Raw genomic sequence first — 25,837 nt, 5'->3', positions numbered from 1 at the left:
CGCTTACCGGGCCTACGGTTCCCCCTGTAGGCCGGGTAAGGCGTAGACGCCACCCGGCAATTCACAAGGAGTGACAATGTCACATTTAAACGAAGTTACTGCCCGCGTCGATGCCGCCATCGAAGAGAGCGTCATCACCCACATGAACGAACTGCTGATTGAATTAAGCGATGATGCAGAGCTAAGCCGTGAAGATCGCTACACTCAGCAGCAGCGTCTGCGCACCGCGATTTCGCATCACGGTAAGCAGCATAAAGAAGAGATGGACGCGCGTGAGGAACAGCTGACGAAAGGCGGTACCATACTGTAACGATCAAAACTGGCGTCGCGCCACCAGCCAGGCCCCCACGACCAGCATCACCGCGCCGCACACCGGGCCAATCAGGGCGCGAAGCGGAATACCATGGCTCCTCAGCACGTCCAGCACCAACCCGCCAATCAGCTGGCTTGCGACCAGCACGGCGATGGTCGTCGCCGCGCCAACATTCTGATAGCCGCTGATGCTGGCAAACACGAAAAACGACCCCAGCAGCCCCGGGATAAGCGTCCACCAGCGCACCGTTGCGGCCAGCTCGCTGAATCCGGCCACGCCCTGTTTCAGCAGCAGAATACTGACAAACAGCACAATGCCGACCAGCGAATTCAGCAGCATCGCGATGAGAATGGTGGAGGAGGACTGGGTGATACGCACCATCAGGGTGTTTTGCACCACCAGACCGATGCCCGCCGCCACCAGAAACGCCAGCGTCAGTGACTGATTCATGGGATAGCGTCCGGATCGCTGCGCTCGTCCAGCTGCAGCTGCATAAAGGTTAAGTCCAGCCAGCGGCCAAACTTGGTTCCCACCTGCGGCATTTGTCCGGTCGTCACAAAGCCGAGCGTCTCATGGAGATGAATCGAGGCATGGTTTTGCGCTTCAATGCCGGCCACCATCACGTGTTTACCGATAGCGCGGGCCTCGTTAATCAGCGCCTTCATTAGCGTGCGGCCAATCCCTTTACCCTGATGGGCCGGGTGGACGTAGACCGAATGCTCAACCGTATGACGGAAACCGTCGAAGGCGCGCCAGTCGCCGAAAGAGGCGTAACCGGTGATGACACCGTCTTCTTCGCTCACCAGAACCGGATAACCCGCCAACGTGCGCGCCTCAAACCACGCGATTCGGTTATCGGTATCGACGGTTTTATCGTTCCAGATCGCGGCAGTATGCAGCACCGCGTGGTTGTAAATCTCGCCTATCGCAGCGCAGTCTTCTTTGCAGGCATGACGAACGATCATGATGAAGCCTCTGTGTGTTGTTCACTATAGTATTACGTTATCGCTACGATATTACACAACTGTATCCCCCGATCGCTACGGCATAAGCCATATTTTTTTGTTATCAAAAGCCCATTGAAATGCCGTTCATACACTATAGTATGACGTCATGAACACCATAACAGACACGATGAATCAACGGATTAGCGCAAGAATTCGCCTTGAACGCGAGTCTCGCGGGTGGTCCCTCAGCGAGCTGGCGGACCGGGCAGGGGTCTCACGCGCGATGATCCACAAGATAGAGCGCGGAGACAGTAGCCCGACGGCCACCTTGCTTGCCCGCCTGTCTGGCGCGTTTGGCATCAGCATGTCAACGCTGATTGCCCGGGCCGAAATGCAGGAGGGCAAGCTGCTGCGCCTGGCAAACCAGCCCGTCTGGCGCGATCCGCAGACGCACTACCTCCGCCGCCATGTTTCTCCCCGTACCGATCTGCCCATCGACCTGGTTCAGGTGGAACTGCCTGCGGGCAGCGATGTTCCTATGCCTGCCTCTTCTTACGCGCTGGCACGTCAGCTTATCTGGCTGCAGTCCGGTGAGCTGGTGTTCCAGGAGGGCGATACGCGCCACGAGATGCACGCCGGAGACTGTCTCGAGCTGGGGCCGCCGAATGACTGCCGGTTCATCAACGAGACGAATGAAACCTGCATCTATCTGGTTGTACGCCTCAACCAGTCTGGCTCGTAATGCTAATGCGATAACGCTGAACGTGAGCCAGGCTGTAATGACATTTGTACCAGAAGGAGATCCTGATGAATCACTCTGTTTCGCATAACCGCCGCTGGGTGCTGGCCTCTCGTCCACAGGGCGCACCGGTCGCGGAAAATTTTCGTCTGGAAACGCAGCCTGTTCCGGAACCGGGTGCGGGGCAGCTTCTGCTTCGTACCGTCTGGCTGTCGCTGGATCCTTATATGCGGGGTCGCATGAGCGACGCGCCATCCTATTCACCGCCGGTTGAGCTCGGTGCGGTGATGGTGGGGGGAACGGTCAGCCGCGTTGAACAGTCAAACCATCCAGAATTCAAAGCCGGTGAATGGGTGCTGGGCTACAGCGGCTGGCAGGAGTATGAACTTTCGGACGGCAGTGGCCTGGTGAAGCTGGGCGAAAATCCGTCTCATCCTTCCTGGTCGCTGGGCGTACTGGGCATGCCGGGCTTTACCGCCTATATGGGGCTGCTGGATATCGGGCAACCGAAAGCGGGTGAAACGCTGGTGGTGGCTGCGGCGACCGGCCCGGTTGGCGCGACAGTAGGGCAGATCGGCAAAATCAAAGGTTGCCGGGTGGTCGGCGTGGCTGGTGGCCCAGAGAAATGCCGCCATGCCGTTGAGGTTCTCGGCTTTGACCTGTGTCTGGATCACCATGCGGCGGATTTTGCCGACCAGCTGAAACACGCCTGTCCGAACGGTATTGATGTCTATTATGAAAACGTCGGCGGGAAAGTGTTTGATGCCGTGCTGCCCCTGCTGAACACCTCCGCGCGCGTGCCGGTGTGTGGCCTGGTGAGCGGCTATAACGCGACGGGCCTGCCTGACGGGCCGGACCGCCTGCCGCTCCTGATGGCGACCCTTCTCAAGAAACGCATTCGTATGCAGGGCTTTATTATCGGCCAGGATTATGGACACCGCATTCATGAGTTCCAGGAAGAGATGGGGCGCTGGGTGCAAGAGGGGAAAATCCACTATCGCGAACAGGTGACGGACGGGCTGGAAAACGCCCCCGAGGCGCTGATTGGCCTGCTGGAAGGACGAAACTTCGGCAAAGTCGTGATTCGCGTCGCGAGTGACAATAAATAAAGCGCACAATGGCGGGGTTTCCCGCCATATTTATTTGTGAAGATACGATATATTGTCTTTAATTACTGGACAGGGTTTTTCGCGCCATCATCCCGGATGAGGCCGAAAACGATAAAAAAATGATGTTTGCTTTTTTTGGCTGTTTTACGTACTTCCCACCACCAGGCATGACGATACAGGATATATCGTACCGGCGCCGTTTTATTAAAACTGGCGTTTAAAAATAGCATTAAGTTTTAGCTACAGGAATTCCACATGCTTGATTTGGATCACTTAGAAAAAGCCCAAAGGGTTAGCCTTACCATGCAGGTTGAACACAGTTTGAAAGGGGCGTTAATTACAGGCTCCCTCAAACCAGGAGCACGACTGATTACGAAAGAGATTGCTGATAAATTAGGCACCAGTATTACGCCGGTCCGCGAAGCGCTGCTACGTCTGGTCTCCTCAGGCGCGCTTCACGCCACGCCAGCGCAGGCATTTCTGGTCCCTGAGGTGACGCTGGAGCGTTATAACGAGATTAACGCCATCAGAAAACAGCTTGAGCCGATGGCGGTTGCTGCTGCATGCCAGAATATGTCAGACGGCAAGCTGGAGGCGTTGCGCAAAATGTCAGAGGCCTTCCATGAGGCTATGCGCAATGGAAACGTTCAGCAGGCATTGCATGCAAATCGCATCTTCCGGTTTACGCTTTATCAATATGCGGAAATGCCTACGCTTAATGCCTTAATTGAACAGTTATGGGTGCGCATCGGACCCTGTATGAACTACCTGCATCAGGAACTTAACGACATCAAAACGTCAACGTATCACTATGATGAGCTTCTTTCAGCCCTTGAGCGGAGAGATGTGGATGCCAGCCAGAAGGCAATTGATAAGTTGATTGATGAAGCGGATTTTCTTTTACAGCGACAATATTTTAACTGAGAGATTATTTAACAGAGCGACTATATACTGCGCCTAATTATTTATTTGGTGAATAACTCCTGATGGCTTATTGCCATCAGGAGGGTTATTTCATTAATAAAATAAACTTTTCTTTTTCTTACTCGAAGCGATAAGAGACCGACAGCCCGACGCCATAGTTACGGCCTGGTGCAGGTTCGTAATAACGGCCGTTGGACTCGTTGACAATAACCGAGCCCGCGTACTCTTTATCGAACAGGTTATCGACGCGGCCAAAGACATCCATTCCCCAGTTGCCGTAGTTAAACTTATACCCGGTATTCAACCCGACTACCGTGTACGACGGCGCTTTCGCGGTGTTTTCGTCGTCGGCCATGATGTCGCTCATGTAACGCACGTCCGTGCCCGCGTACCAGCCTTCCTCCGGCTGCCAGCCAAACGAGGCAAAGCCCATGTTGCGCGCAATCCCCGGCATGCGGTTACCGTTACAGTCTGCGTCACTGCAGACGTTAGTCCGGTAGGTGGCATCCAGGTACGTCCACGCCATCTTCAGCTTCCAGTTCTCAGCGAACTGCTGATCCAGAGAAACTTCAACACCCTGACGGCGTGTTTTCCCGGCATTTTTATAGGTTGTGCGGCCGCCGGAACTGGAGTCCACCACGATCTCATCATCCGTATCGGTGCGGAACAACGCCGCCGTCAGCAGGCCGTTGCCGATGCGGGTTTTGCTGCCCACTTCATAGGTGTTGTTCGTGGATGGCTTCAGGCCAATATTCAGACCGCCCTGATTATCGGCACGGTAGGAGAGTTCGTTGATGGTTGGCGTTTCAAATCCACGCCCTGCGGCAGCGTAGAGGTTCCACCCGTCAGTCACCGCATACTTAACGGCGCCCGCCGGGAGCCACTTGTGATAGCTCGCGTCACCGCTGTCGTCGCCGTTGCCCGGCGTAACGTAATGGTCGTTGGAATCAAACCAGACCGAACTGTAGCGGACACCCGCATCGACAGAGAGTTTCTGCGTCAGCTGCCAGCTGCTCTGCAAATAAGGATCGACGTTCCACATCAGGTTACGTTCGTCACGACGTTTATCGCCTTTGACGCCGTAGTCCGGCACGCCGTTGCTCATCACAAAGTTCTCGTAGCCGCGACGATCTTCACTCAGGTTTTCGTAGTTCAGACCGGTGGTAAAGGTCACCGGAACCAGCAGCTCGCCGCGGTGCGTCCAGCGGGTATCCACGCCCTGATAGTGGCGCTGCATATCAATCACCCCGCCGGAGTGAGTGGCTTTTAGCTGCGGCTGATACGGAATCGACTGGTACTGCGTCATTTCACGCTCGCCGGCGTACATCATTACGCTGAGGTCGTCCTGAGCGCTGAGCTGGCGATCGTAGCGCAGGCCGGCCTGGGTCTGTTTGATGGTCTTACGGGTGTTGTACTGATCGCCACGCGGAGACTGACGCGGATTATTCTGCCACTCCTGATAGCTCAGACCGCCCGGATCGTTGGCCTTCATGTCTACGCTGTTGAAGATTAGCGTCAGCTTGCTGACGTCATCAATACGCACGCCCAGCTTGGCGTTGGCCAGATTCTTCCGCGCGCCGCTGTGGTCGCGATAGCCCTGGGTGGTGAAACGGGTGGTGGAAACGGTGTAGTCCACATCGCCTGCGTGGGTGCCGTCGCCCATCGCGCCGGTGGCCTTCATGCCGTAGCGCCAGGTACCGTAACTGCCGTAATAGCTGCTGGCTTCAATGGTTGGCGGCTGCTGCCCGGTCTGGGTGTTGATGTTAATCACGCCGCCAGAGGCGTTGCCATACAGGGCAGAGAAGGGGCCGCGCAGCACTTCAACGCTCTCCACGCTGGAGAGATCGATGTTGGAGGTCTGGCCCTGTCCGTCCGGCATGGTGGCAGGGATACCGTCGACGTACATACGGATACCGCGCACGCCAAACGTTGAGCGGGCGCCAAACCCACGCATCGAAAGCTGGAGATCCTGAGCATAGTTCTGGCGGTTCTGAATTTGCAGTCCCGGGACGCTGCCGAGGGATTCAGACAGGTTGATGCGAGGCGCGGCGTGGCGCATGTCATCGCCATTGACGACGCTGACCGCGGCCGGGGTATCCAGCTCCGATACGGTTTGCGGCGTGGCGCTGACGATCATGGTCTGTTCCTCCGCGCTCATAGCGGTGAGCGGCGCGAAAGTAACGGGAACCAGCAGCAGCGGGAGAGAGGCCTTACGGGCAGAAATGATTTTCATGAATAAAACCGGTTGTGGTGTATAAACGAACCAAATGGAACATGTCCATACATGTTAAAGGTTTTGTAAATGTTTTGAAAACTATAACCGCACATTGCGTTAATGAAAGGTGGTGTGGGAAAGAAAAACTCCACATTCAGTTGATTAATGATTACTATTCTCATTATCAAAAGGCGATGCCATGACGTTGCCTGCCGGAAGTGATGTCAGCCCAAACCCCTCTTTTCAGAAAAGGAATTGTTATGTCTTTACGTCATCTGTGCTCGCCGCGTCTGAGCCTGTCACTGCTGTCTGCCACTTTACTGCTCGCCGGGACGTTCCAGGCGCATGCCGCCGAAGAGATGCTGCGTAAAGCGGTGGGCAAAGGGGCGTATGAAATGGCCGTGAGCCAGCAGGAGAATGCGCTGTGGGTGGCGACCTCGCAAAGCCGCAAAACCGATAAGGGCGGGGTTGTTTACCGTCTTGATCCGGTCACGCTGGACGTGACGCAGGCGATTCACAGCGATCTGAAACCCTTTGGTGCCACTCTCGACAGCGCGACGCAAACCTTGTGGTTTGGCAACACCATCAACGGCGCGGTAACCGCGATTGATGCAAAAACGGGCGACGTAAAAGGACGTCTGGTGCTGGACGGGCGTCAACGCAGCGAAACCGTCAAACCGCTGCAGCCGCGCCAGCTGGTGGCGGATGACGCGAGCAACACGATTTACATCACTGGTGTCGGCAAAGAGAGCGTGATTTGGGTCGTGGATGGCGCAACGCTGAAGCTGAAAGAGACCATTGCCAATACTGGCACCTACAGCACCGGTCTGGCGCTGGATGCGCAGGCGAAACGTCTCTATACCACGAATGCGGACGGTGAACTGGTGACGATTGATACGGCCAGCAACAAGATTATCAGCCGTAAAAAAGTGCAGGACGACGGGAAAGAGCACTTCTATCTGAACCTGAGCCTCGACGCTGCCGGTCAGCGTGCGTTCCTGACTGATTCAAAACAGCCGGAAGTGCTGGTAGTGAGCCTGAAAGACGGCAGCGTGATCGAGAAAATCGCCGCGCCGGAATCCCTGGCGGTCCTGTTTAACCCGGCCCGCAACGAAGCCTACGTGACCCACCGTGAAGCCGGCAAGGTGAGCGTGATTGATGCGAAAACGTATAAGGTGACTAAAACGTTCGACACGCCGGTCTACCCGAACAGCCTGGCGCTTTCTGCCGATGGTAAAACGCTGTATGTGACGGTGAAACAAAAATCCACCCGCCAGCAGGAAGCCACCCAGCCTGACGATGTCATTAGTATCGCGCTGTAAGATAAAAAAAGGGAAGGCATTTGCCTTCCCTTTTTAATGCTTTCTGGATGCTTAACGCGAGGTTTCTTCCACCAGCGGTGCGTCGTGTTTTTCATCGTCGTGATGAACCGGCGCGGTGCTGTGGATCTCGTGAACGCGCTTACGCACGCCGAACCAGCCGGCAATCAGCAGTACCGCCAGCAGCGGAATCGTCGCGATGGTGTAGGTACCGTTCGGATAGTCGAACGCCATCAGCACCAGCACGCTGAACAGGAAGAGCAGGGTGAGCCAGGAGGTCACCGGTGCGCCCGGCATCTTGAAGCTCACATCAGCCGCTTTGCCTTCTTTAATCGCCTTGCGCAGACGCATCTGGCAGACCACGATAAAGCCCCAGGAAGCGATAATCCCCAGTGCAGCCACGTTCAGAACGATCTCAAATACGCGGGACGGCACCAGATAGTTCAGGAACACGCCAAAGACGTAAACCACCAGCGTGGCCAGAATCCCTGCATAGGGAACCTGCTGCTTGCTCATCTTCGACATGAACTTCGGCGCGGAACCGCCCATCGACATGGAGCGCAGGATACGACCGGTAGAGTAAAGGCCGGAGTTCAGGCTGGAGAGCGCCGCCGTCAGGACCACGATGTTCATGATGCTGCCCACGTAAGGCACGCCCAGCTTAGAGAAGAAGGTCACGAACGGACTCTGGCCCGCCTGATAGGCAGTCCATGGCAGCAGCAGAACCAGCAGCACCACGGAACCGACGTAGAACAGACCGATACGCCAGATCACGCTGTTGATGGCTTTTGGCACCATCGTCTGCGGATCTTTACATTCACCTGCCGCGGTGCCCACCAGTTCGATAGAGGCGAAGGCGAACACGACGCCCTGAACCAGTACCAGCGCAGGCAGCAGACCGTGCGGGAAGAATCCGCCGTTATCGGTTATCAGGTGGAAGCCGGTGGCATTGCCATCCAGCGGCTTACCGCTGCCGAGGAAGACGGTACCCACGACCAGGAACACCACGATGGCCAGCACTTTTACCAGCGCAAACCAGAACTCCATCTCCGCGAACCACTTCACGCCGATCATGTTCATGGTGCCGACAATCGCCAGCGCACCAAGCGCAAACACCCACTGAGGCACATCACCAAACGCGCCCCAGTAGTGCATATACAGCGCAACGGCGGTGATATCGACAATACCCGTCATCGCCCAGTTGACGAAGTACATCCAGCCCGCAACGTAAGCCGCTTTTTCACCGAGGAATTCACGGGCGTAAGAGACGAAGCTTCCGCTGGAAGGGCGATGCAGTACCAGTTCGCCCAGCGCGCGGAGAATGAAGAAAGAGAAGATCCCGCACACCAGATAGACCAGGGCGAGAGCCGGGCCAGCCATCTGCAGGCGTGCACCAGCACCTAAAAACAGACCCGTTCCGATAGCGCCGCCGATGGCGATCATTTGAACCTGACGGTTGCCCATCGCTTTGTGGTAGCCCTCTTCGTGAGAGTTCAACCAGCGACGTTTAGCAGCATGATGATCGGCTGCGCTTTTATTGCTTGTTTTCATTGAGTTACCTGTTTGCCTGTCTGAACCATTATCGTGATAGTCCTGCCTGGCAGAAAGCAATACAAACGATTGCTTCTGCGCAAACACATGTCGCCTTCCCAGTCATTCTGCGTATGGATAAGGCGAAACATGGCGAGGCATCCTACCTGCAATTCATAAGCGACGCAAAATATAACCGTGCCGAAAGTGATGCACGTCGAAGGAAATCGTGTGGTCAGAGCAGACGGGGATCACAACACGCTGAATCGTGATGAGTTTTTAGTCAAAACAATGGCGAGGTTGATTATTTAATCATCAGATTCTCTTAATTATTACCAGATGGTATAAATTTTTGCTGCTGCAGGGCATCGAGAAGTAACCTGAACGCGGTTGTGTGCTGCCGACGGCTCGGATAATAGAGGTGATATCCTTCAAACGTGGGGCACCACGATTCAAGGACCCTGACCAGCCGTCCCTGATTCAGAGCGTCCAGAACCGAGGACTCGGGCACGTAGGCTAATCCGAGGCCATTTTCCGCGGCGTCGATACGCTGCGACAGGTTATTCAGCGTAAGCTGTCCGTCAACCCGCACGCGAAGCTCGCGCCCGTCGCGCTCAAATTCCCAGTCATATAATCCCCCTCGGGTGGGCAGGCGGAGATTGATACAGCGGTGTTCACCCAGCTGCTCCGGCACGAGCGGCACGCCAAAACGAGCCAGGTAATCCGGGGAGCCGACGACCGCCATGCGCATGTCCGGCGCAATCCGCACCGCAATCATATCTTTTGCCACCTGTTCACCCAGGCGAACCCCCGCGTCGAAGCGGCCATCTACGATATCTGTCAGGCCATTGTCGATCGTCACTTCAACGTTAATGTCAGGATACTGCAGCATAAAAGGCTTCAGTACCGGCCAGAGCACGGCGTCCATCGCGTGCTCGCCGGCGACGATGCGGATAGCGCCTGCGGGTTTGTCGCGGGTGCTGCGAAGTGCCGTGAGTTCCTGTTCGATCTCCAGCAGATGCGGGCTGAGGCGCGAAAAAAGCTGCTCACCCGCGGGTGTCGGAACCACGCTGCGGGTTGTGCGGGTTAACAGGCGAACGTCTAATCGCGCCTCAAGCTTGCGCATCGCATGGCTCAGTGCCGATTGCGAGACGCCCAGCTGCGCCGCTGCGCGCGTAAAGCTACGCTCGCGGGCCACCACCATAAAGGAGAGCAGATCGTTGAAATTATCTTTTAGCATCGTGGTTCTATTTATGAGTTTCAGTCATGTGTCCTATCTGATTATGCACCCTAATGCTCCCGAGTGCTTTGCGCTACTGTTAACGCAACAGTCAACGAGGAGCAAAAGATGAAAATTATCCGCAGCGGTTCAATACCTTCAGTACGAGGACCGGAAGCCTGGTTTACCGGGACTGTTCGGATTGACGCACCCTTTCAGGCGACCGAACCTGCCAGCGTCGGCGGGGCAACCGTAACCTTTGAGCCGGGCGCGCGCACGGCCTGGCATACGCATCCCCTGGGACAAACGCTGATTGTGACGCAGGGTCGTGGCTGGTTACAGGAGTGGGGCAAAGAGGCGGAAATCCTGAATCAGGGCGATATCGCCTGGATCCCACCCGGCGTGAAGCACTGGCACGGCGCAAATGCGCAAACGGCGATGACGCATCTTGCCATCGCCGAAGCGGTAAACGGCAGCCCGGTAACATGGCTGGAAAAAGTGACTGACGAGCAGTACCCGAACGGCTAACCGCCAAAAACGGAAATTGCCTGCTGCAGGCGCGTCGTCCGCTGCGTCAGGTGATTCGCAGCGTGAGTGACGTTATCCACCATCCCCGTATTGCTCTGGGTCATTGCGCCGATACGGGAGAGGGAGGCGTTGATCAGCGTCAGCGCCTGGGTTTGTTCCTGCGTGGCGTGGCCGATCTCCTTAATCAAGGTGGAAACCTGCAGAACATGGTCGATCATGACCGTCAGCTGTGATTCGGTTTGTACCACCTTCTCCACGCCAGCGTTGACGCTGGCAACGTTTTTCTCGATCAGCGCTTTTATCTCTTTCGCCGCCGTCGCGGAGTGTTGCGCAAGATTGCGCACCTCCGCCGCCACCACGGCAAAGCCGCGGCCGGCTTCACCCGCGCGAGCCGCTTCCACGGCGGCATTCAGCGCAAGAATATTGGTCTGGAAGGCAATGCGATCGATAACGCTGATAATATCGACGATCTGGCCGTTATCCTGCGACACGGACTGCATCATACCGATGGTCTCTTTCATCATCGCTTCACCGCAGTGGGCGCTGTCGCTGGTGCGATCCGCCATCTGGATCGCTTCATTCGCGGTTTCTGCCGTCTGCTTCACCGCGCTGGCGATCTCTTCCACCGCAGATGCGGTTTGCTGCAGAAAGTCTGCGGTTTCTTCAGAGCGCGTTTGCAGCGCCGCACCTTCTTTCGCGACCTGCTGGCTGATGGTGCCAATCCCGCTGATTTGCGCCCCGACATCGTCAACCAGCGAATTCAGGTTCAAACCTGATTGATTCACCAGGCGCATCATCAGCCCGATGTCATCGATCCTGTCAAAATGGTAATAGTCCGTTTTACGTCCTGAAACCACGCGCTGCATCTGTTGAACAATAGATTTTACCGGCCGTGCGATCTGCGCGTGAAGATAACAGGCAAGGGCAGAAAAGAGCAGCGCCAGACTCCCCGACTGCACAAGTTTATCAGGGAAGAAATACACCGCCAGGCAGGAGAGTAACGCTGTTGTCGCAATACCAAGATGGATTCGTTTACAGGTGCTGAGACATTTAAAAAGCGACATAAAGGAAAATAAACCGCGTCGAACCAACAGTCCTTTATAAAAACGATAATGTTTTAATTCGTTATTACGCACTTTTGCATACAGTCTTTCACTGGCTGCGATCTCTTCCCGTGCGGGGATATTTCGCACCGAAATATAGCCCGTCAGGGATCCACCCTGCCAGACCGGCGTCACGTTGGCCCGCACCCAGTAGTGATCGCCATTATGACGACGGTTCTTCACCAGCCCTGTCCAGGTCTCGCCCTGCTGCAGGGTAAACCACATGTCGCCAAACGCTTCGGCAGGCATGTCGGGATGGCGGATGAGGTTATGCGGCTCACCAAGAAGATGTTCTTCTTTATATCCGCTGGCTTCAATAAAAGCGGAATTAGCATAGGTAATATGACTTTTTGTATCGGTGGTCGACATTAACGTCGAACCATCGTTAAGCAAATACTCGTTTTGTGTAACGGGAGTGTTACGCCTCATGAGTAACTCCATGATGTTGTGCAAGAATAAAAAAACGTCCGGAAAGCACTCCGGCAAGATTAATGAGATTATTTTTATAACTGTCTGCTGCTTATTCTCTCTGAAATTTTGGCTGTCTGAAATACTCGCTACATATTATTTTTAAACGGTTAACGCTATCGAATGTAATAAAAATGAAAACATTTTCAGGGGCGTTTTTGGGAGGCGCTGTAAATAAATGACATAAGCCAAACTGTAAGAGGGAGATCGCTTCCCGGGAAAAATTGTCATGCTGAAATAGCGTTTCGTTAACAGGATGAAAACGCTATGATTTGGTCTCATTTTCGTAAATACAGGGAGGCTGAGGTGAAAATTAACGTCATAGGAACCAGCGGAAGTGGAAAAAGCACGCTGGCGAAGCAGATTGCGACCGAACTGGCTATTCCCTGTATCGAGATGGACAGACTCTACTGGCAGGCTGACTGGCAGGGCACGCCGGACGACGAGTTTCAGGCAAAGCTGGAGCAGGCGCTACAGGCGTCGCCAGACTGGGTGCTGGACGGTAACTACAACCGCACGCGGCCTGTGAAATGGCGCGATGTAGATGTGGTGGTGTGGGTGGATTATGGGTTTATCCGCACCCTCTGGCAGGCCGTCACCCGAGCAATAAAGCGGGCCTGGCATAAGCACGAGCTCTGGCCGGGAACGGGGAATAAAGAGAGTTTCCGGCGCGCGTTCTTCAGCAGAGAATCGATTATCATCTGGACGATTAAAACCTGGCGTAACAACCGCAAGCGCTATGAAGCCGATCTGCAAAACCCGCAATATAGCCATATTCGCTTCGTCCGCATTACCCGTCGGGAGCAGGTGGAAACGCTGATTGCCTCCTTAAAGTCTTATTCTTAGCGGGGTTTTATATATCTGTTTTCCGGCAAACTAAATGTAAATTAATTGTTTCTCAGTGGTGAAATGCGCCTTTAATAATGACGACATGTTAAGTCAAACGAGAACGCAACATGTCATGGCGAATCAGCATTCTGGATAAAAGCCCCATCGCTGAAAACGAAACGGCTGCCGATGCACTGGCGCGTACCCTGGCGCTGGCGCAGCAGGCAGAAAATCTGGGGTATCACCGCTTCTGGATTGCCGAACACCACAACACCCCACAGCTTGCCAGCCCTTCCCCGGAGCTGCTGATTGCCTGGATCCTCGGGCAAACCACGCGCATTCGCGTCGGGTCCGGCGGCGTAATGCTTCAGCACTACAGCCCCTATAAAGTCGCCGAGAACTTCAACGTCCTGACCGCGCTGGCGCCTGGCCGCGTGGATCTCGGCGTCGGGAAAGCCCCCGGCGGATTACCGCTCTCAACCCGCGCGCTGCAGCAGGGCCTGAATCAACAGGAAAAGGGCAGCTTTGCCGAACAGCTGGCCCAGCTCGACCGCTGGATCCGTCCTGAGCATCACGCTACTGAAGAAGCCGTCCGCGCCACGCCGCTGCCGCCGCTGCCTGCTGAAGGTTTCCTGCTGGGCGCGAGTACCGAAAGCGCGCTGCTGGCCGCCAGGCTCGACTGGCACTTTGTGTTTGCCGCACACCTGAACGGTGACCCGGATCTGCTGCGCGAGGTGGTATCGACCTGGCGTGAGAACAGCGCGCGGGACGTGATAGTGGCAGTACAGGCGATTGTCGCGCCGACGCAGACCGAGGCAGACGCGCTGGCGCAGAAGGTCGAAGTGTGGGGCGTTGAGCTGGCAAACGGGCAGCGCGTCACCGTGGCCAGCGAAGAGCAGGCCTACGCTTTTGCGCGTCAGGCGGGCAGTGAGCCGGTGCGCATTGCACGCCGGGCGCAGTCGCTGCTGGCGGGCACCGCGGAGTCGGTAGTGGAACAGCTCAACGCGCTGCATCAGCAGTGGGGCATTGACGAATTTATCATCGACACGCCGGTAGCAGAGGGAGCAACGCGCGTCGCGTCGCTGCGTCTGCTTGCCGAGGCGCGTCTTAACAAGGAGGTCACCGTATGAGCTTTGGCGAACAGCTGATTGCCTGGCGTCGCGAACTGCACCAGAACCCGGAGCTCTCCGGCCAGGAAGTGGAGACCACGACGCGCCTGCGCCAGTGGCTGACGAATGCCGGGATTACCCCGCAGCCTTACGACCTGTCTACCGGGCTGGTGGCGGAAATCGGCTCGGGCAGCAAACTGATTGCGCTGCGGGCGGATATTGATGCCCTGCCGATTGAAGAGCGCAGCGGCGTGCCGTTTAGCTCGCAGCATGCAGGCGTAATGCATGCCTGCGGACACGATATCCACACCAGCGTCATCCTCGGTGCCGCGTTAAAGCTGAAAGAGCGAGAGGCCTCGCTTAACGGCCGGGTGCGGATCCTGTTTCAGCCTGCCGAAGAGAACTTTGGCGGTGCGAAGAGCATGGTGCGCGCCGGTGCCCTGCGCGATGTCAGCGCGATTTTCGGTATGCACAACGAGCCCGGCCTGCCGGTCGGTGAGTTCGCCACCCGCGGCGGGCCGTTCTACGCCAACGTTGACCGCTTCGTGATCCGCATTACCGGCAAAGGCGCGCACGCCGCACGTCCTCATGAAGGCAACGACGCGATTGTGCTGGCGAGTCAGCTGGTAACGGCGCTGCAAAGCGTCGCCAGCCGCAACGTCAACACGCTGGATTCCGTGGTGCTGAGCGTGACGCGCATTGCGGGCGGTAACACCTGGAACGTGCTGCCGGAAAGCGTCGAGCTGGAAGGCACGCTGCGTACCCATCGCACGGAAGTGCAGCAGAATGTGAAAGCCCGCGTGGGCGAAATCGCTGCCGGGTTTGCCAGCGCCTTTAGCGCGCAGATTGATATCACCTGGTATGCCGGGCCCACCGCGCTGGTGAATGACGAACGCTGGGCCGATTTCGCCACCTCGGTCGCCCGGGACGCCGGATACGAAACCCGGCACGCCGAGCTGCATATGGGCGGGGAAGATTTTGCGGTCTATCTGCAGCAGATCCCGGGGGCGTTTGTCAGCATCGGCAGCAACAGCCCGTATGGTTTACATCATCCGGCATTTAATCCGGATGAAGCCTTAATTGAGCCCGCTGCCCGCTATTTTGCACAGCTTGCGGAAAAAGCCCTGCAACACGTTTAATTCTTAAGAGGTGAATATGTCTGCACATCGTCAACTGCGGCTGGGGACCATTTTGCATGGTGCATCCGGAAATATGTCCGCCTGGCGTCACCCTGAGGCCGTCGCCGATGCCAGTATCAATTTTGATTTCGTCAAAGCGACGGCGTTAAAGGCGGAGGAGGGCAAACTCGATTTTTTATTCGTTGCCGACGGTCTCTATATAAACGAGAAATCGATCCCGCATTTTTTAAACCGCTTTGAACCGCTGACGGTGTTATCCGCTCTCGCCAGCATCACCTCGCGCCTGGGGCTGGTGGGAACCTTATCCACCTCCTACAGCGAGCCCTTCACCACGGCGCGCCAGTTCGCCAGCCTCGACCATCTGAGCAACGGACGCGCGGGCTGGAACGTGGTGACCTCGCCGCTGGAAGGGTCGGCGAAGAACTTTTCCCGCGAAAAACACCCCGAGCATGCGCTGCGCTACCGGATCGCCGATGAGTATCTCGACGTGGTGAAAGGGCTGTGGGATTCCTGGGAAGGTGATGCGTTCGTACGTAATAAAGAGAGCGGACAATTCTTTGACGCGTCAAAGCTTCACACCCTGGATCATCACGGTGATTTCTTCCAGGTCGCCGGGCCGCTGAATATTGGCCGCACCCCGCAGGGGCGTCCGATTGTCTTTCAGGCCGGGGCGTCGGACGACGGGAAAAAGCTGGCGGCGAAACATGCCGACGCCATTTTTACCCATCACGAGACGCTCGACGAGGCAAAAGCCTTTTACCGCGACGTGAAGCAGCAGCTGGAAACAAACGGTCGCCGCGCGTCTGACTTGCATATATTCCAGGGCGTCAGCGTGATTGTGGGAAAAGACGCCGAAGACGTGGAAAACCAGTACCAGACCACGGCGGCGCTGGTGTCGATTAACGATGCCCTCAATTACCTGGGGCGCTATTTCGAACATCATGATTTCAGCCAGTATCCGCTCGACGAGCCGTTCCCGGATATCGGCGATTTAGGCAAAAACAGCTTCCGCAGTACCACCGATGAAATTAAGCGTAACGCCCGCGAGCGCAGCTTAACCCTGCGTCAGGTAGCCCTTGAAGCTGCATCACCGCGCCCGCGCTTTTCCGGTACGCCGGAAGAGGTGGCTGACGGTCTGCAGGCCTGGTTTGAAGGCTATGCCGCTGACGGCTTCATCATTCAGGGCGGTACGCCGGATACCTTCCCGCGCTTTGTTGACCAGGTGGTGCCCATTCTTCAGGCCCGCGGCCTGTTCCGTACCGACTATCCGGGCACCACGCTGCGCGAAAGCCTGGGTTTAGACCAACCGAAAAACCAGTTCACACAACAATAAAAGAGAACCCCGCTATGCAGAAATCATCGCTTATTCTGGCGCTCGCGCTGGCCTTTACCCCTGCCGTCTGGGCAGAGAATGTGAATATTAACGGCACCGGCGTGAGCATCGAGGCCAATAAAACGCCGGTTAACACTGCCAAAAACAATGATGCGGTGGCACAGCTGCCGAAAGACTATCGCTTTGCCGTGCCGGGGAAATTTACCGTGGCGGTTGCGGGGCTCAATCAACCGCCGCTGACGGTCTTCTCCGACGACAACAAAACGCTGCTGGGGAGCGAGGTTGACGTCGCCCGTCTGGTCGCCGACAGCCTCGGGCTGGAGCTGAACGTGGTGCCCACCTCCTGGGAAGACTGGCCGCTGGGCGTGGCCTCCGGGAAATACGATGCCGCCATCAGCAACATCACCGTCACTAAAGAGCGCAAACAGAAGTTTGATTTTGCCACCTACCGAAAAGATTCCCTCGGGTTCTACGTGAAATCAACCAGCCCGATCAAGTCGCTTGAGAAGGCTGAGGACATCGCCGGGCTGAGGATTATCGTCGGCTCCGGCACCAACCAGGAGGCCATTCTGCTCGCATGGAATGCCGAAAACCTGAAGAAGGGGCTGAAGCCCTTTACCCCGATCTACACCAAAGACGATGCGGCCCAAACCCTGGCGCTGCAGTCCGGGCGCGCGGATGCCTACTTCGGTCCGAACGTGATTGGCGCCTGGAAAGCGGCGCTGAACGGGAAAACCAAACTGGTGGGCAGCGTCGACGGCGGCTGGCCGAAGGCGGCACACATCGCGGTGACGCTGAAAAAAGGCAGCGGACTGGTTGAGCCGGTGCAAACCGCGCTGAACGGCGTCATCAAAAACGGCGATTACGACAAAGTGCTCAACCGCTGGGGGGAAGGGGTTGAGCGCATTCCTCAGTCCGAAGTGAACCCGGCTGGCCTGGGCGATTAAGGAGGCGTGATGAGCGAACGATTTCGTGATGTATCACCGGAAGATGCCGAACTTCAGCCCATTATCGAGGGGCTGTTCGGTGAATATGCCGCCCGCTACGGGGACTACTTCTCTAAAGACGCGGAAGTGGAGCTCACCGAGTGGTATTTAGCGCCGCAGGGGTTGTTTATCGTCCTGGAGCGCGACGGGAAGATTATCGCCACCGGCGCGTACAAACCGTTCGACGAACGCACCGCGGAAATCAAACGCATCTGGACGGACAAAACCCTGCGTCAGCAGGGGCTTGCCGGGCGCGTGGTGCAGGAGCTGGAGCGCAGGGCGGTGCTGGCAGGGTACAGTCAGATCTACCTGACAACCGGCTTTCGTCAGCCGGAGGCGGTCAGGCTCTATCTTAGCCAGGGCTATCAGCCGCAGTTCGATCTGAACCGCGATCCGGAAGAGTACAGCCAGCCGCCGTTTGACGGTCGGCTGCGTTTCACCAAAACGCTGGTACGTGAAGCGTTCAGTAAAACCGCATGAGGAACGACGATGAGCAACGTTGAAACCATTAAGGTGGTCCCGGCGCGTTATCCGCTGCGGGCCGTCGGCGCCGCGGTGGCGCTGTTTGTCCTGGCGGTCGTGATTCAGTCCGTGGCCTTTAACCCGCGCTGGGAGTGGGCGGTGTTCGCCCGCTGGTTCTTCGACCCGGTGATCCTCGAAGGTGTCGGACAGACCCTGCTACTGACGCTGATCGGCACCGCGCTGAGCGTGGTGTTTGGCGGCATGCTGGCCCTGGCGAGACTCTCTTCATCCTGGCTGCTCAGCAGCCTGGCGTGGGCGTACATCTGGCTGTTTCGGTCGCTGCCGCTGATTGTGGTGCTGATCATTCTGTACAACTTTTCATATCTCTACGACACGCTCTCGCTCGGCGTGCCTTTCACCGGCATCACCTGGGGCAGCTTTGAAACCATCAACGTGCTGGGGCAATTTTCTACCGCCGTGGTGGGGCTAACCCTGGTGCAGAGCGCCTATACCGCCGAGATCATTCGCGGGGGCTTCCTCGGGGTCGATCACGGCCAGTATGAGGCCGCCGCCGCGCTCGGCCTGCCGGCCTGGCGCCGCACGGTGCGCATCATTTTGCCTCAGGCGCTGCGCACCATTCTGCCGTCGGGGTTCAATGAAATCATCAGCCTCGCCAAGGGCACGGCGATGGTGTACGTCCTGGCGATGCCGGAGCTGTTTTATACCATCCAGATGATCTACAACCGCACGCAGGAGGTGATCCCGCTGCTGATGGTCGGTGCCGCCTGGTACCTGGCGATCACCACCGTCCTGTCCGCTATCCAGTACGGTGTTGAACGCGCACTTGCCCGCAGCGAACGCCGCTCTGCCGTTAATCAGAACCGTGCCGCTCGTCGTACCCGTTCTGTCACCACCACGCCAGCACAGGAGCCTATCCATGCAAGCCTCTCCTGAAGGACATATTTCGATTACCGGCGTCAGCAAATTTTTTGGCCGCCATAAGGCGCTCGACAACGTTTCGCTTGAGATCCCGCCCGGGTCCGTGACGGTCATTCTCGGGCCGTCCGGGTCAGGCAAATCAACCTTGCTGCGCACCATTAATCACCTGGAGCGCGTCGATGAAGGCTTTATTCAGATCGACGGGGATTACATTGGCTACCGTCGTCAGGGAGACAGGCTCTACGAGCTGAAGGAGAAGGAGATCCTCAAACAGCGCGTCAACGTGGGCTATGTGTTCCAGAACTTCAATCTCTTTCCGCATCTCACGGTGCTGGAAAACCTGATTGAGGCGCCCATCGCGCATAAAAAGCTCAGCAAAAAAGAGGCGGTAGAAAGGGCGTACAGCCTGCTGGACGTGATCGGGCTGCGGGATAAAGCCGATGCCTGGTCGCGGCATCTCTCCGGCGGGCAACAGCAGCGTATTGCCATTGCCCGTGCGCTGGCGTTACGTCCTCGCGTGATGCTGTTTGATGAACCCACCTCGGCGCTGGATCCGGAGCTGGTAGGGGAAGTGCTGGACGTAATCAAAAAACTGGCCCGGTCCGGGACTACGCTGGTGGTGGTCACTCACGAGATCGGCTTTGCCCGGGAAGTGGCGGATCAGGTGGTATTTATGGTCGACGGAAAAATTGTCGAGCAGGGAAGCAGTGACGAGGTATTAAACCGTCCGTCACATGCGCGAACGCGCCAGTTTCTCTCCAAAGTCTTATAAGGAGTGCCAATGAAATACGGACTTCTGGCGGGGCTGGTCTTCACGACGGCGAGCCACGCCAGCATCGATCTGAAAGCCAACGAGCAGCCGCTGCCGGTGACGGTGGATCGTCAGGCCGTGGCAAAGATCCCCGCCAGTTACAAATTCGTGGAGCCGGGTACGCTGACGGTCGCCGTCTCAATGCTGAACTCCCCGCCGCTGGCGCTGCTGGCCAGCGATAACCGTACGCGCATTGGCAGCGACCCGGATATCGCCCGCCTGCTGGCGGGCAGCCTGGGGCTGAAGCTGAAGCTGGTGCCGACGGCGTGGGAAGACTGGCCGCTGGGGATCGCCTCAGGGCGCTACGACGTGGCGCTGGTGAACATTGCGGTGACCGAACAGCGTAAAGAGAAGTTTGATTTTGCGACCTACCGCGTCGACTCGCTGGCGTTTTCGGTGAAATCCACGAGCGAGATCCAGTCAATCAAAAGCGCGGAAGATCTGGCCGGGAAAAGGGTGATTGTCGGCTCCGGTACGAATCAGGAACGCATTCTGCTGGGCTGGAACGAAGAGAACAAAAAGGCGGGGCGCGAGCCTGCGCTGCCGGTTTATCTCCACGATGATGCCTCGGGCAATCTCTATATCCAGTCCGGAAGGGCGGATGTGTTCTTCGGGCCGCAGTCGGTTTCAGCCTATAAAGCGGCGCTCACAGGTAAAACCCGCGTGGTCGGTTTAGGGCCGAAAAAAGCCTATGTCGCGACCACGACCAAAAAAGGCAATGAGCTGGTGTACGCGTTACAGGCGGCGCTGGACGGCGCGATCAAGCGGGGAGATTACCAGAAGGTGCTGGCGCGCTGGGGCGAACAGGGCGAAGCGGTGGCACAGTCGGAGGTCAACCCGCCTGGGATAACCTACTAATGGTGCTCTACACTTAGGATTTTCACTCCTGAGGGGGCAACATGATTAAACTCTATGGCGTACCCGGCTGGGGCTCGGCGATCGGTGAAGTGATGCTAACCCTGGCTGATATCCCTTATCAATTTATCAACGTGGACGGGTTTGACCAGCCCGGCCAGCAGCGTGAGCTGCTGCAAAAGCTCAACCCGCTGTGTCAGGTGCCGACGCTGGCGCTGGAAAATGGTGCCATCATGACCGAAACGGCGGCGATTGCCCTGATGGTGCTCGACAGATGTCCCGACCTTGCTCCGCCCGTGGGGCAGGCCGAACGCCAGCAGTTTCAGCGTCTGCTGATCTGGTTTGTGGCCAACGTCTATCCCACATTTACGTATGCAGACTATCCGGAACGCTGGGTGCCGGATGCGCCGGAACAGCTGCAAAAAAACTGCATCGCATACCGGAAATCCCTCTATTTGTGGTTCGAAAGCCAGCTTATGGCCGCCCCGTTTGCGCTGGGGGAACGGCTGACGCTGCTGGATGTGTATATTGCGGTGGCGCGCACCTGGGGGCCTCGTCATGCCTGGTTTGCCGAAAACACCCCTAAATTCACGGCAATTGCGGACACCGTATGTCAGCTACCGGAACTGCACAAGGTGTTAAAGGCAAACAATATTATCTGATAACGTGTAATCCTCATTCACAACCGGAAGCCTGCACATGCCACACGTAGATATCAAATGTTTTCCCCGTGATTTGAACGACGAACAAAAAACGGCCCTGGCGGCGGATATTGCCGACGTGATTATTCGCCATTTCAACAGCAAAGACAGTTCCGTGTCGGTGGCGTTGAACCAGATCGCGCCTGAAGACTGGAAGGCGCAGGTCTGGGATACCGAAATTGGACCGAAGCTGGAGGAGCTTATTAAGAAGCCCGGGTATTCGATGTAGGATCTTTGCCGGGGAGCGAATAAGTCCTTCCCGGCTTGTTTTCCCGTTTTCGCAAAAATCGATAAAAATGCGTTTTGTCTTATCCGCTACACTTAACGTTTCTGGCTGACATATTATTAATCCTTAGGAAAGATCTTCAACAGAATCAATTAAGGACAGACACGTTAAAGGATAATTTTCTGATGACAAAATTACCCCGTTTTTCATTCGCCTTTCTTCATCCCCGTTACTGGCTAAGCTGGGCCGGCATTGCCGCGCTGTGGCTCATCATGCTGCTCCCTTATCCGCTTCTGTTCAGAATCGGTCATGGCCTTGGTCGACTGGCGATGCGCTTGCTTCCCCGCCGCGTCGAAATTGCCCGCCGCAACCTGGAGCTTTGTTTCCCGGAGATGAAAAAGGCGGAGCGAGAGTCATTGCTGCAGCGTAATTTTGAATCGGTAGGAATGGGGGTGATCGAGACCGGGATGGCATGGTTCTGGCCCGAGTGGCGGGTGAAGAAATACTTTACCGTGCGGGGTTATGAGCACATGGAAAAGGCCAGGGCGCAGGGAAAGGGCGTGGTGCTGGTGGGGATGCATTTTCTGACGCTTGAGCTAGGCGCGCGGATATTTGGCATGCTTAACCCCGGTATCGGGGTGTATCGTCCTAATAATAATGCCCTGCTGGACTGGCTTCAGACGCGCGGGCGCCTGCGTTCCAATAAAACCATGCTCGATCGTCATGATTTAAAGGGCATGATCCGCTCGCTGAAGCAAAATGAAATTTTGTGGTACGCCCCGGACCATGACTATGGCAAAACCAATAGCGTATTTGTGCCGTTCTTTGCGGTGCCGGATGCCGCGACGACCGCTGGAAGCTATATGCTGGTCAAAAGCGCTAAGCCTGCCGTCATTCCCTTTGTGCCGCGCCGTAAGGCGGATGGCACCGGTTACGAGCTGATCATTCTGGAAGATATCAGCGAGGCGTTGCAGGGCGGCGATAAAGAAGCCGTGGCGACGCAGATGAACAGGGCGATTGAACACGCTGTACGGATGGCGCCAGAACAGTATATGTGGCTGCACCGGCGCTTCAAAACGCGTCCCGAAGGTGTACCTGACCGGTATGACCGCCGCAAGAGCGTGGCCCCACGGGGTGATATTCTCTCCGCCAGCGATTTTTCTGACCGATCAGGCATACAGCACTAAAGCCTCAGCGATGCCCTCACCCTGCGGTGAGGGCATGACCGTCGCTACAGCGCGGATCGGCGGTACGGCGCATAGTCCGCCTGCCACCACGTCTTCTCGATACGCGCCATCAACGTCTCATCATCTATCGCCGGTGCCACGCCCTGTTCAATCGCAGCCCGGGCGACGGCGACGGCAATCTGGCGTGAGACCGTTTCAATCTGATCTACCGGCGGCAGCAATCCACCTTTTTCCGTGGTGACCAGAGGAGACTGCGCGGCCAGGCTGCGGCTAGCTGCCATCAGCATCTCTTCCGTGACCCGGCGCGCGTTACAGGCCAGAACGCCCAGCCCCAGACCAGGGAAGATATAGGCGTTGTTACACTGGGCAATCTCGTAGTGTGCATTCTCCCAGAATACCGGCGCGAACGGGCTGCCGGTGGCCACCAGCGCGGCTCCCTGGGTCCAGGCGATAAGATCCTGAGGCTGGGCCTCCGCCCGCGACGTCGGGTTTGAGAGCGGCATGATAATCGGACGCGGGCAGTGGCGATGCATCTCTTTGACAATCTCTTCACTGAACAGCCCGGGCTGGCCTGAAACGCCGATCATCACCGTAGGATGCGCGTTCTTCACCACGTCCAGCAGGGAAATATTCTTCGCGTCTACCTGCCAGCGGCTTACGGCGTCGCGCGCGGTAAGCAGGTTTTTCTGGAAATCGAGCAGGTTGGTCATGTCGTCGGTCAGCAGGCCGAAGCGATCGACCATGAAGATCCTGCTGCGGGCTTCGGACTCGGTCAGGCCGTCATCGACCATCAGCGCCACAATTTTTTCAGCGATCCCGCATCCCGCAGAGCCGCTGCCGAGGAAGACCACGCGCTGATCGCGAATGCGCGTGCCCGCCGCGTGGGCCGCTGCGATCAGCGTACCTGCGGTGACCGCTGCCGTGCCCTGGATATCATCATTGAAGCAGCACAGCTGGTCGCGGTAGCGCTGGAGCAGGCGAGTTGCGTTTTTCTGCGCAAAGTCTTCAAACTGCAGGAGAACATTGGGCCAGCGTGCTTTCACGGTGCTGACAAACATATCCATAAACTCAGCGTATTGGTCGTCGCTGATGCGCGGATGACGCCAGCCCATGTACATCGGGTCGTCGAGGTGTTGCTGATTATTGGTGCCGACATCCAGCATAATCGGGAGGGTAGAGGCCGGATGGATCCCCCCGCAGGCGGTATACAGCGACAGCTTACCAATCGGGATGCCCATACCGCCGATACCCTGATCGCCAAGCCCTAAAATACGTTCCCCGTCCGTCACCACAATCACGCGAACGTCGTTGCGTGAAAAACTTTGCAGCATCTCATCAATACGATGACGGTTAGGCCATGAAATAAACAAGCCGCGCGCGCGGCGATAAATCGTAGAGAAATGCTCGCAGGCTTCACCGACCGTCGGGGTATAGATAATCGGTAACGTCTCTTTCAGATGCGAACGCAAGAGATTGTAAAAGAGAGTTTCATTGGTGTCCTGAATATTTCGCAGATAAACATGACGCGAGATATCGCTTTTAAAATGACAGAACTGTACCCAGGCGCGCTCGGTTTGTTCTTCAATGGTTTCAACGTTGTGCGGCAATAAACCATGCAGATTAAAATTATCACGCTCTTCTTTAATAAAAGCGAGTCCTTTATTTAATAGCGGATTCTCCAGCAATACGGCCCCATTGTAAGGGGTGTACAGAACTTCTTTCCGGGACATGGTTAACTCCTGAATTTTTTATATAAAACAGATTAAGAGATGAAATAGATCATAATGCCTTCGGTCACGACCCCGACGGCAGTACCAATTAATATGGAAGAGGATGCGGTATCAATATAGGTGTCGCTGCGTAAAGCAAACATCCCCGCGGCAATAGCGGAAGGCGTTGCGCCAATAATTACGACCTGCTGCAGTAAGGTATGACTCAGGCCAAAGGCGATCCCTGCGGCGGCCATCATTGCCGGCTGAATCAGGTTTTTAATACTGATATTGGTAAATGTCTGCACGTTCAGTTTTGGACGTTCACCGTAAAACAGCAGGCCGAGGGCAAACAGGGACAGTCCGCCGGAAACCTTGCCAACCATCTCAATAGGCATGCTGAGAATGGAAGGGATTTGCACACCGGCGAGACTGAGCAAGACGCCGGAGACCGGGATCCAGACGATAGGGTTGCGAGCCGCTTTGATGAGGTTTTGCACGATCATCGCCCCCGGGTGCAGCGCCTCCAGGCCATCATGACCATTTTTATCACCCATACGAATCAGGACGATGGTCAGAGGGATCATGATAACGCTGGTGATAATGTTACCTATCAGCACACCGATAAATCCTTCCGGCCCAATCAATACCGCCAGGACCGGCGCGCCAAAGTAGGCCATATCAGGAAAGGCGCAAACCAGAGACTGAATGGCGCTGGTTTTGATATCGTGGCGAAAAACATAGCGTGAAATAAACAGCGTCAGTAAATACGACCCCATTAAACCGACAACCAGGACGGCCATAAAGGTCAGGTTTTTAATTTTATTGGGATCGGTATGCAATGCACCAATGAAAAGATGAAAAGGAAGGGCGAAACGAATCACCACGGTTGCCATGACGTTTGCATCTTCTCGCCGGGAATATCCCAGCTTTCCACTTAGCCATCCAAGTAACATAATAAAGACGAGCGGAAACAGTGACTGTAATAGTAATGAAGGCATAGTATTTCCTGTAGGGTATTTTATGTGTTTTATTGCAGCGCTAATCTAGCGCTTAGATAGCAGGGCAGGAGTGACAAGTGTCACACTCTCTCTGGTTTTATTAATTTCAAAAAGATTGCATTAGTTGGATAAGTAAT

At 56.3% G+C, this 25,837-nt stretch carries 24 protein-coding genes and 1 pseudogene; 17 read left to right on the top strand and 8 right to left on the bottom strand.

All coding sequences use genetic code 11. The features are described 5' to 3' along the window. Positions 1-76: 76 nt before the first annotated feature. Positions 77-310: a YdcY family protein gene (locus tag GXP72_RS12225; protein WP_032647472.1), complete on the top strand. Its 234-nt coding sequence runs from the start codon at positions 77-79 to the stop codon at positions 308-310. Positions 311-313: 3 nt separating this feature from the next. Here the strand turns inward: GXP72_RS12225 and GXP72_RS12220 are convergent, their stop codons facing one another. Then, positions 314-763 carry a DMT family transporter gene (locus GXP72_RS12220; RefSeq protein WP_008501299.1) on the bottom strand — a complete coding sequence of 150 codons (450 nt, stop codon included), beginning with the start codon at positions 761-763 and terminating at the stop codon, positions 314-316. Beyond that, positions 760-1,278 (bottom strand): GNAT family N-acetyltransferase, encoded by a 519-nt coding sequence (locus GXP72_RS12215; protein WP_032647470.1) that lies wholly within the window; start codon positions 1,276-1,278, stop codon positions 760-762. Before GXP72_RS12215 ends, GXP72_RS12220 begins: the two co-directional genes overlap by 4 nt. 148 nt (positions 1,279-1,426) lie before the next feature. On the opposite strand from GXP72_RS12215, the gene GXP72_RS12210 reads away from it, so the two are divergent. The 3 genes from GXP72_RS12210 to GXP72_RS12200 all read left to right on the top strand — a co-directional run bounded on the left by GXP72_RS12210 (position 1,427) and on the right by GXP72_RS12200 (position 4,032). After that, the gene (locus tag GXP72_RS12210) at positions 1,427-2,002 is read left to right on the top strand and encodes a helix-turn-helix domain-containing protein (protein WP_008501301.1); all 576 of its coding nucleotides are present in this window, start codon (positions 1,427-1,429) and stop codon (positions 2,000-2,002) included. A 65-nt stretch (positions 2,003-2,067) separates the two neighbouring features. Continuing rightward, entirely contained in the window at positions 2,068-3,108 is a 1,041-nt protein-coding gene (locus tag GXP72_RS12205) for an NADP-dependent oxidoreductase (protein WP_090416764.1), read from the top strand. 255 nt (positions 3,109-3,363) lie between these two features. Continuing rightward, the gene (locus tag GXP72_RS12200) at positions 3,364-4,032 is read left to right on the top strand and encodes a GntR family transcriptional regulator (RefSeq protein WP_024909654.1); all 669 of its coding nucleotides are present in this window, start codon (positions 3,364-3,366) and stop codon (positions 4,030-4,032) included. A 118-nt stretch (positions 4,033-4,150) separates the two neighbouring features. On the opposite strand, the gene pqqU is transcribed toward GXP72_RS12200, so the two are convergent. Further along, on the bottom strand, positions 4,151-6,265 hold the full coding sequence (gene pqqU / locus GXP72_RS12195) for a TonB-dependent receptor PqqU (protein WP_024909653.1): 2,115 nt from the start codon (positions 6,263-6,265) through the stop codon (positions 4,151-4,153). A gap of 242 nt (positions 6,266-6,507) precedes the next feature. Between pqqU and GXP72_RS12190 the strand changes: the two genes are divergently transcribed. Further along, complete coding sequence (locus GXP72_RS12190; RefSeq protein ID WP_090416766.1) at positions 6,508-7,569, top strand: YncE family protein; 1,062 nt, start codon at positions 6,508-6,510, stop codon at positions 7,567-7,569. Between the two features lie 51 nt (positions 7,570-7,620). Here GXP72_RS12190 and ansP read toward each other — a convergent pair whose 3' ends face one another. Further along, complete coding sequence (ansP, locus tag GXP72_RS12185) at positions 7,621-9,117, bottom strand: L-asparagine permease (protein ID WP_024909651.1); 1,497 nt, start codon at positions 9,115-9,117, stop codon at positions 7,621-7,623. A gap of 304 nt (positions 9,118-9,421) precedes the next feature. After that, entirely contained in the window at positions 9,422-10,336 is a 915-nt protein-coding gene (locus tag GXP72_RS12180; RefSeq protein ID WP_063621792.1) for a LysR family transcriptional regulator, read from the bottom strand. A gap of 108 nt (positions 10,337-10,444) precedes the next feature. On the opposite strand from GXP72_RS12180, the gene GXP72_RS12175 reads away from it, so the two are divergent. After that, positions 10,445-10,843, top strand: a complete 399-nt coding sequence (locus GXP72_RS12175) for a cupin domain-containing protein (protein WP_024909649.1) — start codon at positions 10,445-10,447, stop codon at positions 10,841-10,843. On the opposite strand, the gene GXP72_RS12170 is transcribed toward GXP72_RS12175, so the two are convergent. Beyond that, positions 10,840-12,375, bottom strand: coding sequence for a methyl-accepting chemotaxis protein (locus GXP72_RS12170; RefSeq protein WP_061715049.1), 1,536 nt, complete (start codon positions 12,373-12,375; stop codon positions 10,840-10,842). The genes GXP72_RS12175 and GXP72_RS12170 overlap by 4 nt on opposite strands. Before the next feature lie 345 nt (positions 12,376-12,720). Between GXP72_RS12170 and GXP72_RS12165 the strand changes: the two genes are divergently transcribed. From GXP72_RS12165 to GXP72_RS12110, 11 genes and pseudogenes are all read left to right on the top strand, one after another. Further along, positions 12,721-13,260, top strand: coding sequence for an AAA family ATPase (locus GXP72_RS12165; RefSeq protein WP_090418162.1), 540 nt, complete (start codon positions 12,721-12,723; stop codon positions 13,258-13,260). A gap of 110 nt (positions 13,261-13,370) precedes the next feature. After that, complete coding sequence (locus GXP72_RS12160) at positions 13,371-14,372, top strand: LLM class flavin-dependent oxidoreductase (RefSeq protein WP_208762920.1); 1,002 nt, start codon at positions 13,371-13,373, stop codon at positions 14,370-14,372. Continuing rightward, the gene (locus tag GXP72_RS12155) at positions 14,369-15,490 is read left to right on the top strand and encodes a M20 peptidase aminoacylase family protein (RefSeq protein ID WP_090416769.1); all 1,122 of its coding nucleotides are present in this window, start codon (positions 14,369-14,371) and stop codon (positions 15,488-15,490) included. Before GXP72_RS12160 ends, GXP72_RS12155 begins: the two co-directional genes overlap by 4 nt. Positions 15,491-15,506: 16 nt before the next feature. Further along, positions 15,507-17,770: pseudogene (locus GXP72_RS22625) on the top strand (NtaA/DmoA family FMN-dependent monooxygenase). 9 nt (positions 17,771-17,779) lie between these two features. Continuing rightward, positions 17,780-18,289 (top strand): GNAT family N-acetyltransferase, encoded by a 510-nt coding sequence (locus GXP72_RS12140; protein ID WP_008501765.1) that lies wholly within the window; start codon positions 17,780-17,782, stop codon positions 18,287-18,289. Between the two features lie 9 nt (positions 18,290-18,298). Then, the gene (locus GXP72_RS12135) at positions 18,299-19,225 is read left to right on the top strand and encodes an amino acid ABC transporter permease (RefSeq protein WP_023327573.1); all 927 of its coding nucleotides are present in this window, start codon (positions 18,299-18,301) and stop codon (positions 19,223-19,225) included. Further along, a complete protein-coding gene (locus tag GXP72_RS12130) occupies positions 19,209-19,982 on the top strand; it encodes an amino acid ABC transporter ATP-binding protein (RefSeq protein WP_208762919.1) in 774 nt (257 codons plus the stop codon). The genes GXP72_RS12135 and GXP72_RS12130 overlap by 17 nt, the downstream gene beginning before the upstream one ends. 9 nt (positions 19,983-19,991) lie before the next feature. Beyond that, entirely contained in the window at positions 19,992-20,879 is an 888-nt protein-coding gene (locus tag GXP72_RS12125) for an ABC transporter substrate-binding protein (protein ID WP_032647448.1), read from the top strand. Between the two features lie 41 nt (positions 20,880-20,920). Beyond that, positions 20,921-21,538 (top strand): glutathione S-transferase family protein, encoded by a 618-nt coding sequence (locus GXP72_RS12120; RefSeq protein WP_090416774.1) that lies wholly within the window; start codon positions 20,921-20,923, stop codon positions 21,536-21,538. A 37-nt stretch (positions 21,539-21,575) separates the two neighbouring features. After that, positions 21,576-21,806: a tautomerase PptA gene (gene pptA / locus GXP72_RS12115; RefSeq protein WP_024909599.1), complete on the top strand. Its 231-nt coding sequence runs from the start codon at positions 21,576-21,578 to the stop codon at positions 21,804-21,806. A gap of 182 nt (positions 21,807-21,988) precedes the next feature. Then, a complete protein-coding gene (locus tag GXP72_RS12110; RefSeq protein ID WP_048992015.1) occupies positions 21,989-22,990 on the top strand; it encodes a Kdo(2)-lipid IV(A) acyltransferase in 1,002 nt (333 codons plus the stop codon). A gap of 44 nt (positions 22,991-23,034) precedes the next feature. On the opposite strand, the gene GXP72_RS12105 is transcribed toward GXP72_RS12110, so the two are convergent. Both GXP72_RS12105 and GXP72_RS12100 read right to left on the bottom strand, forming a co-directional pair. Further along, on the bottom strand, positions 23,035-24,720 hold the full coding sequence (locus tag GXP72_RS12105) for an NAD-dependent malic enzyme (protein WP_090416776.1): 1,686 nt from the start codon (positions 24,718-24,720) through the stop codon (positions 23,035-23,037). 32 nt (positions 24,721-24,752) lie between these two features. Next, positions 24,753-25,700, bottom strand: coding sequence for an AEC family transporter (locus GXP72_RS12100; protein WP_024909596.1), 948 nt, complete (start codon positions 25,698-25,700; stop codon positions 24,753-24,755). Positions 25,701-25,837: the final 137 nt, after the last annotated feature.

Source organism: Enterobacter sp. SES19 (assembly GCF_011765665.1).
Taxonomy (GTDB): domain Bacteria; phylum Pseudomonadota; class Gammaproteobacteria; order Enterobacterales; family Enterobacteriaceae; genus Enterobacter; species Enterobacter pseudoroggenkampii.
The sequence above is the reverse complement of the archived record's forward strand: the minus strand, read 5'-3'. Positions and strand labels throughout refer to the sequence as shown.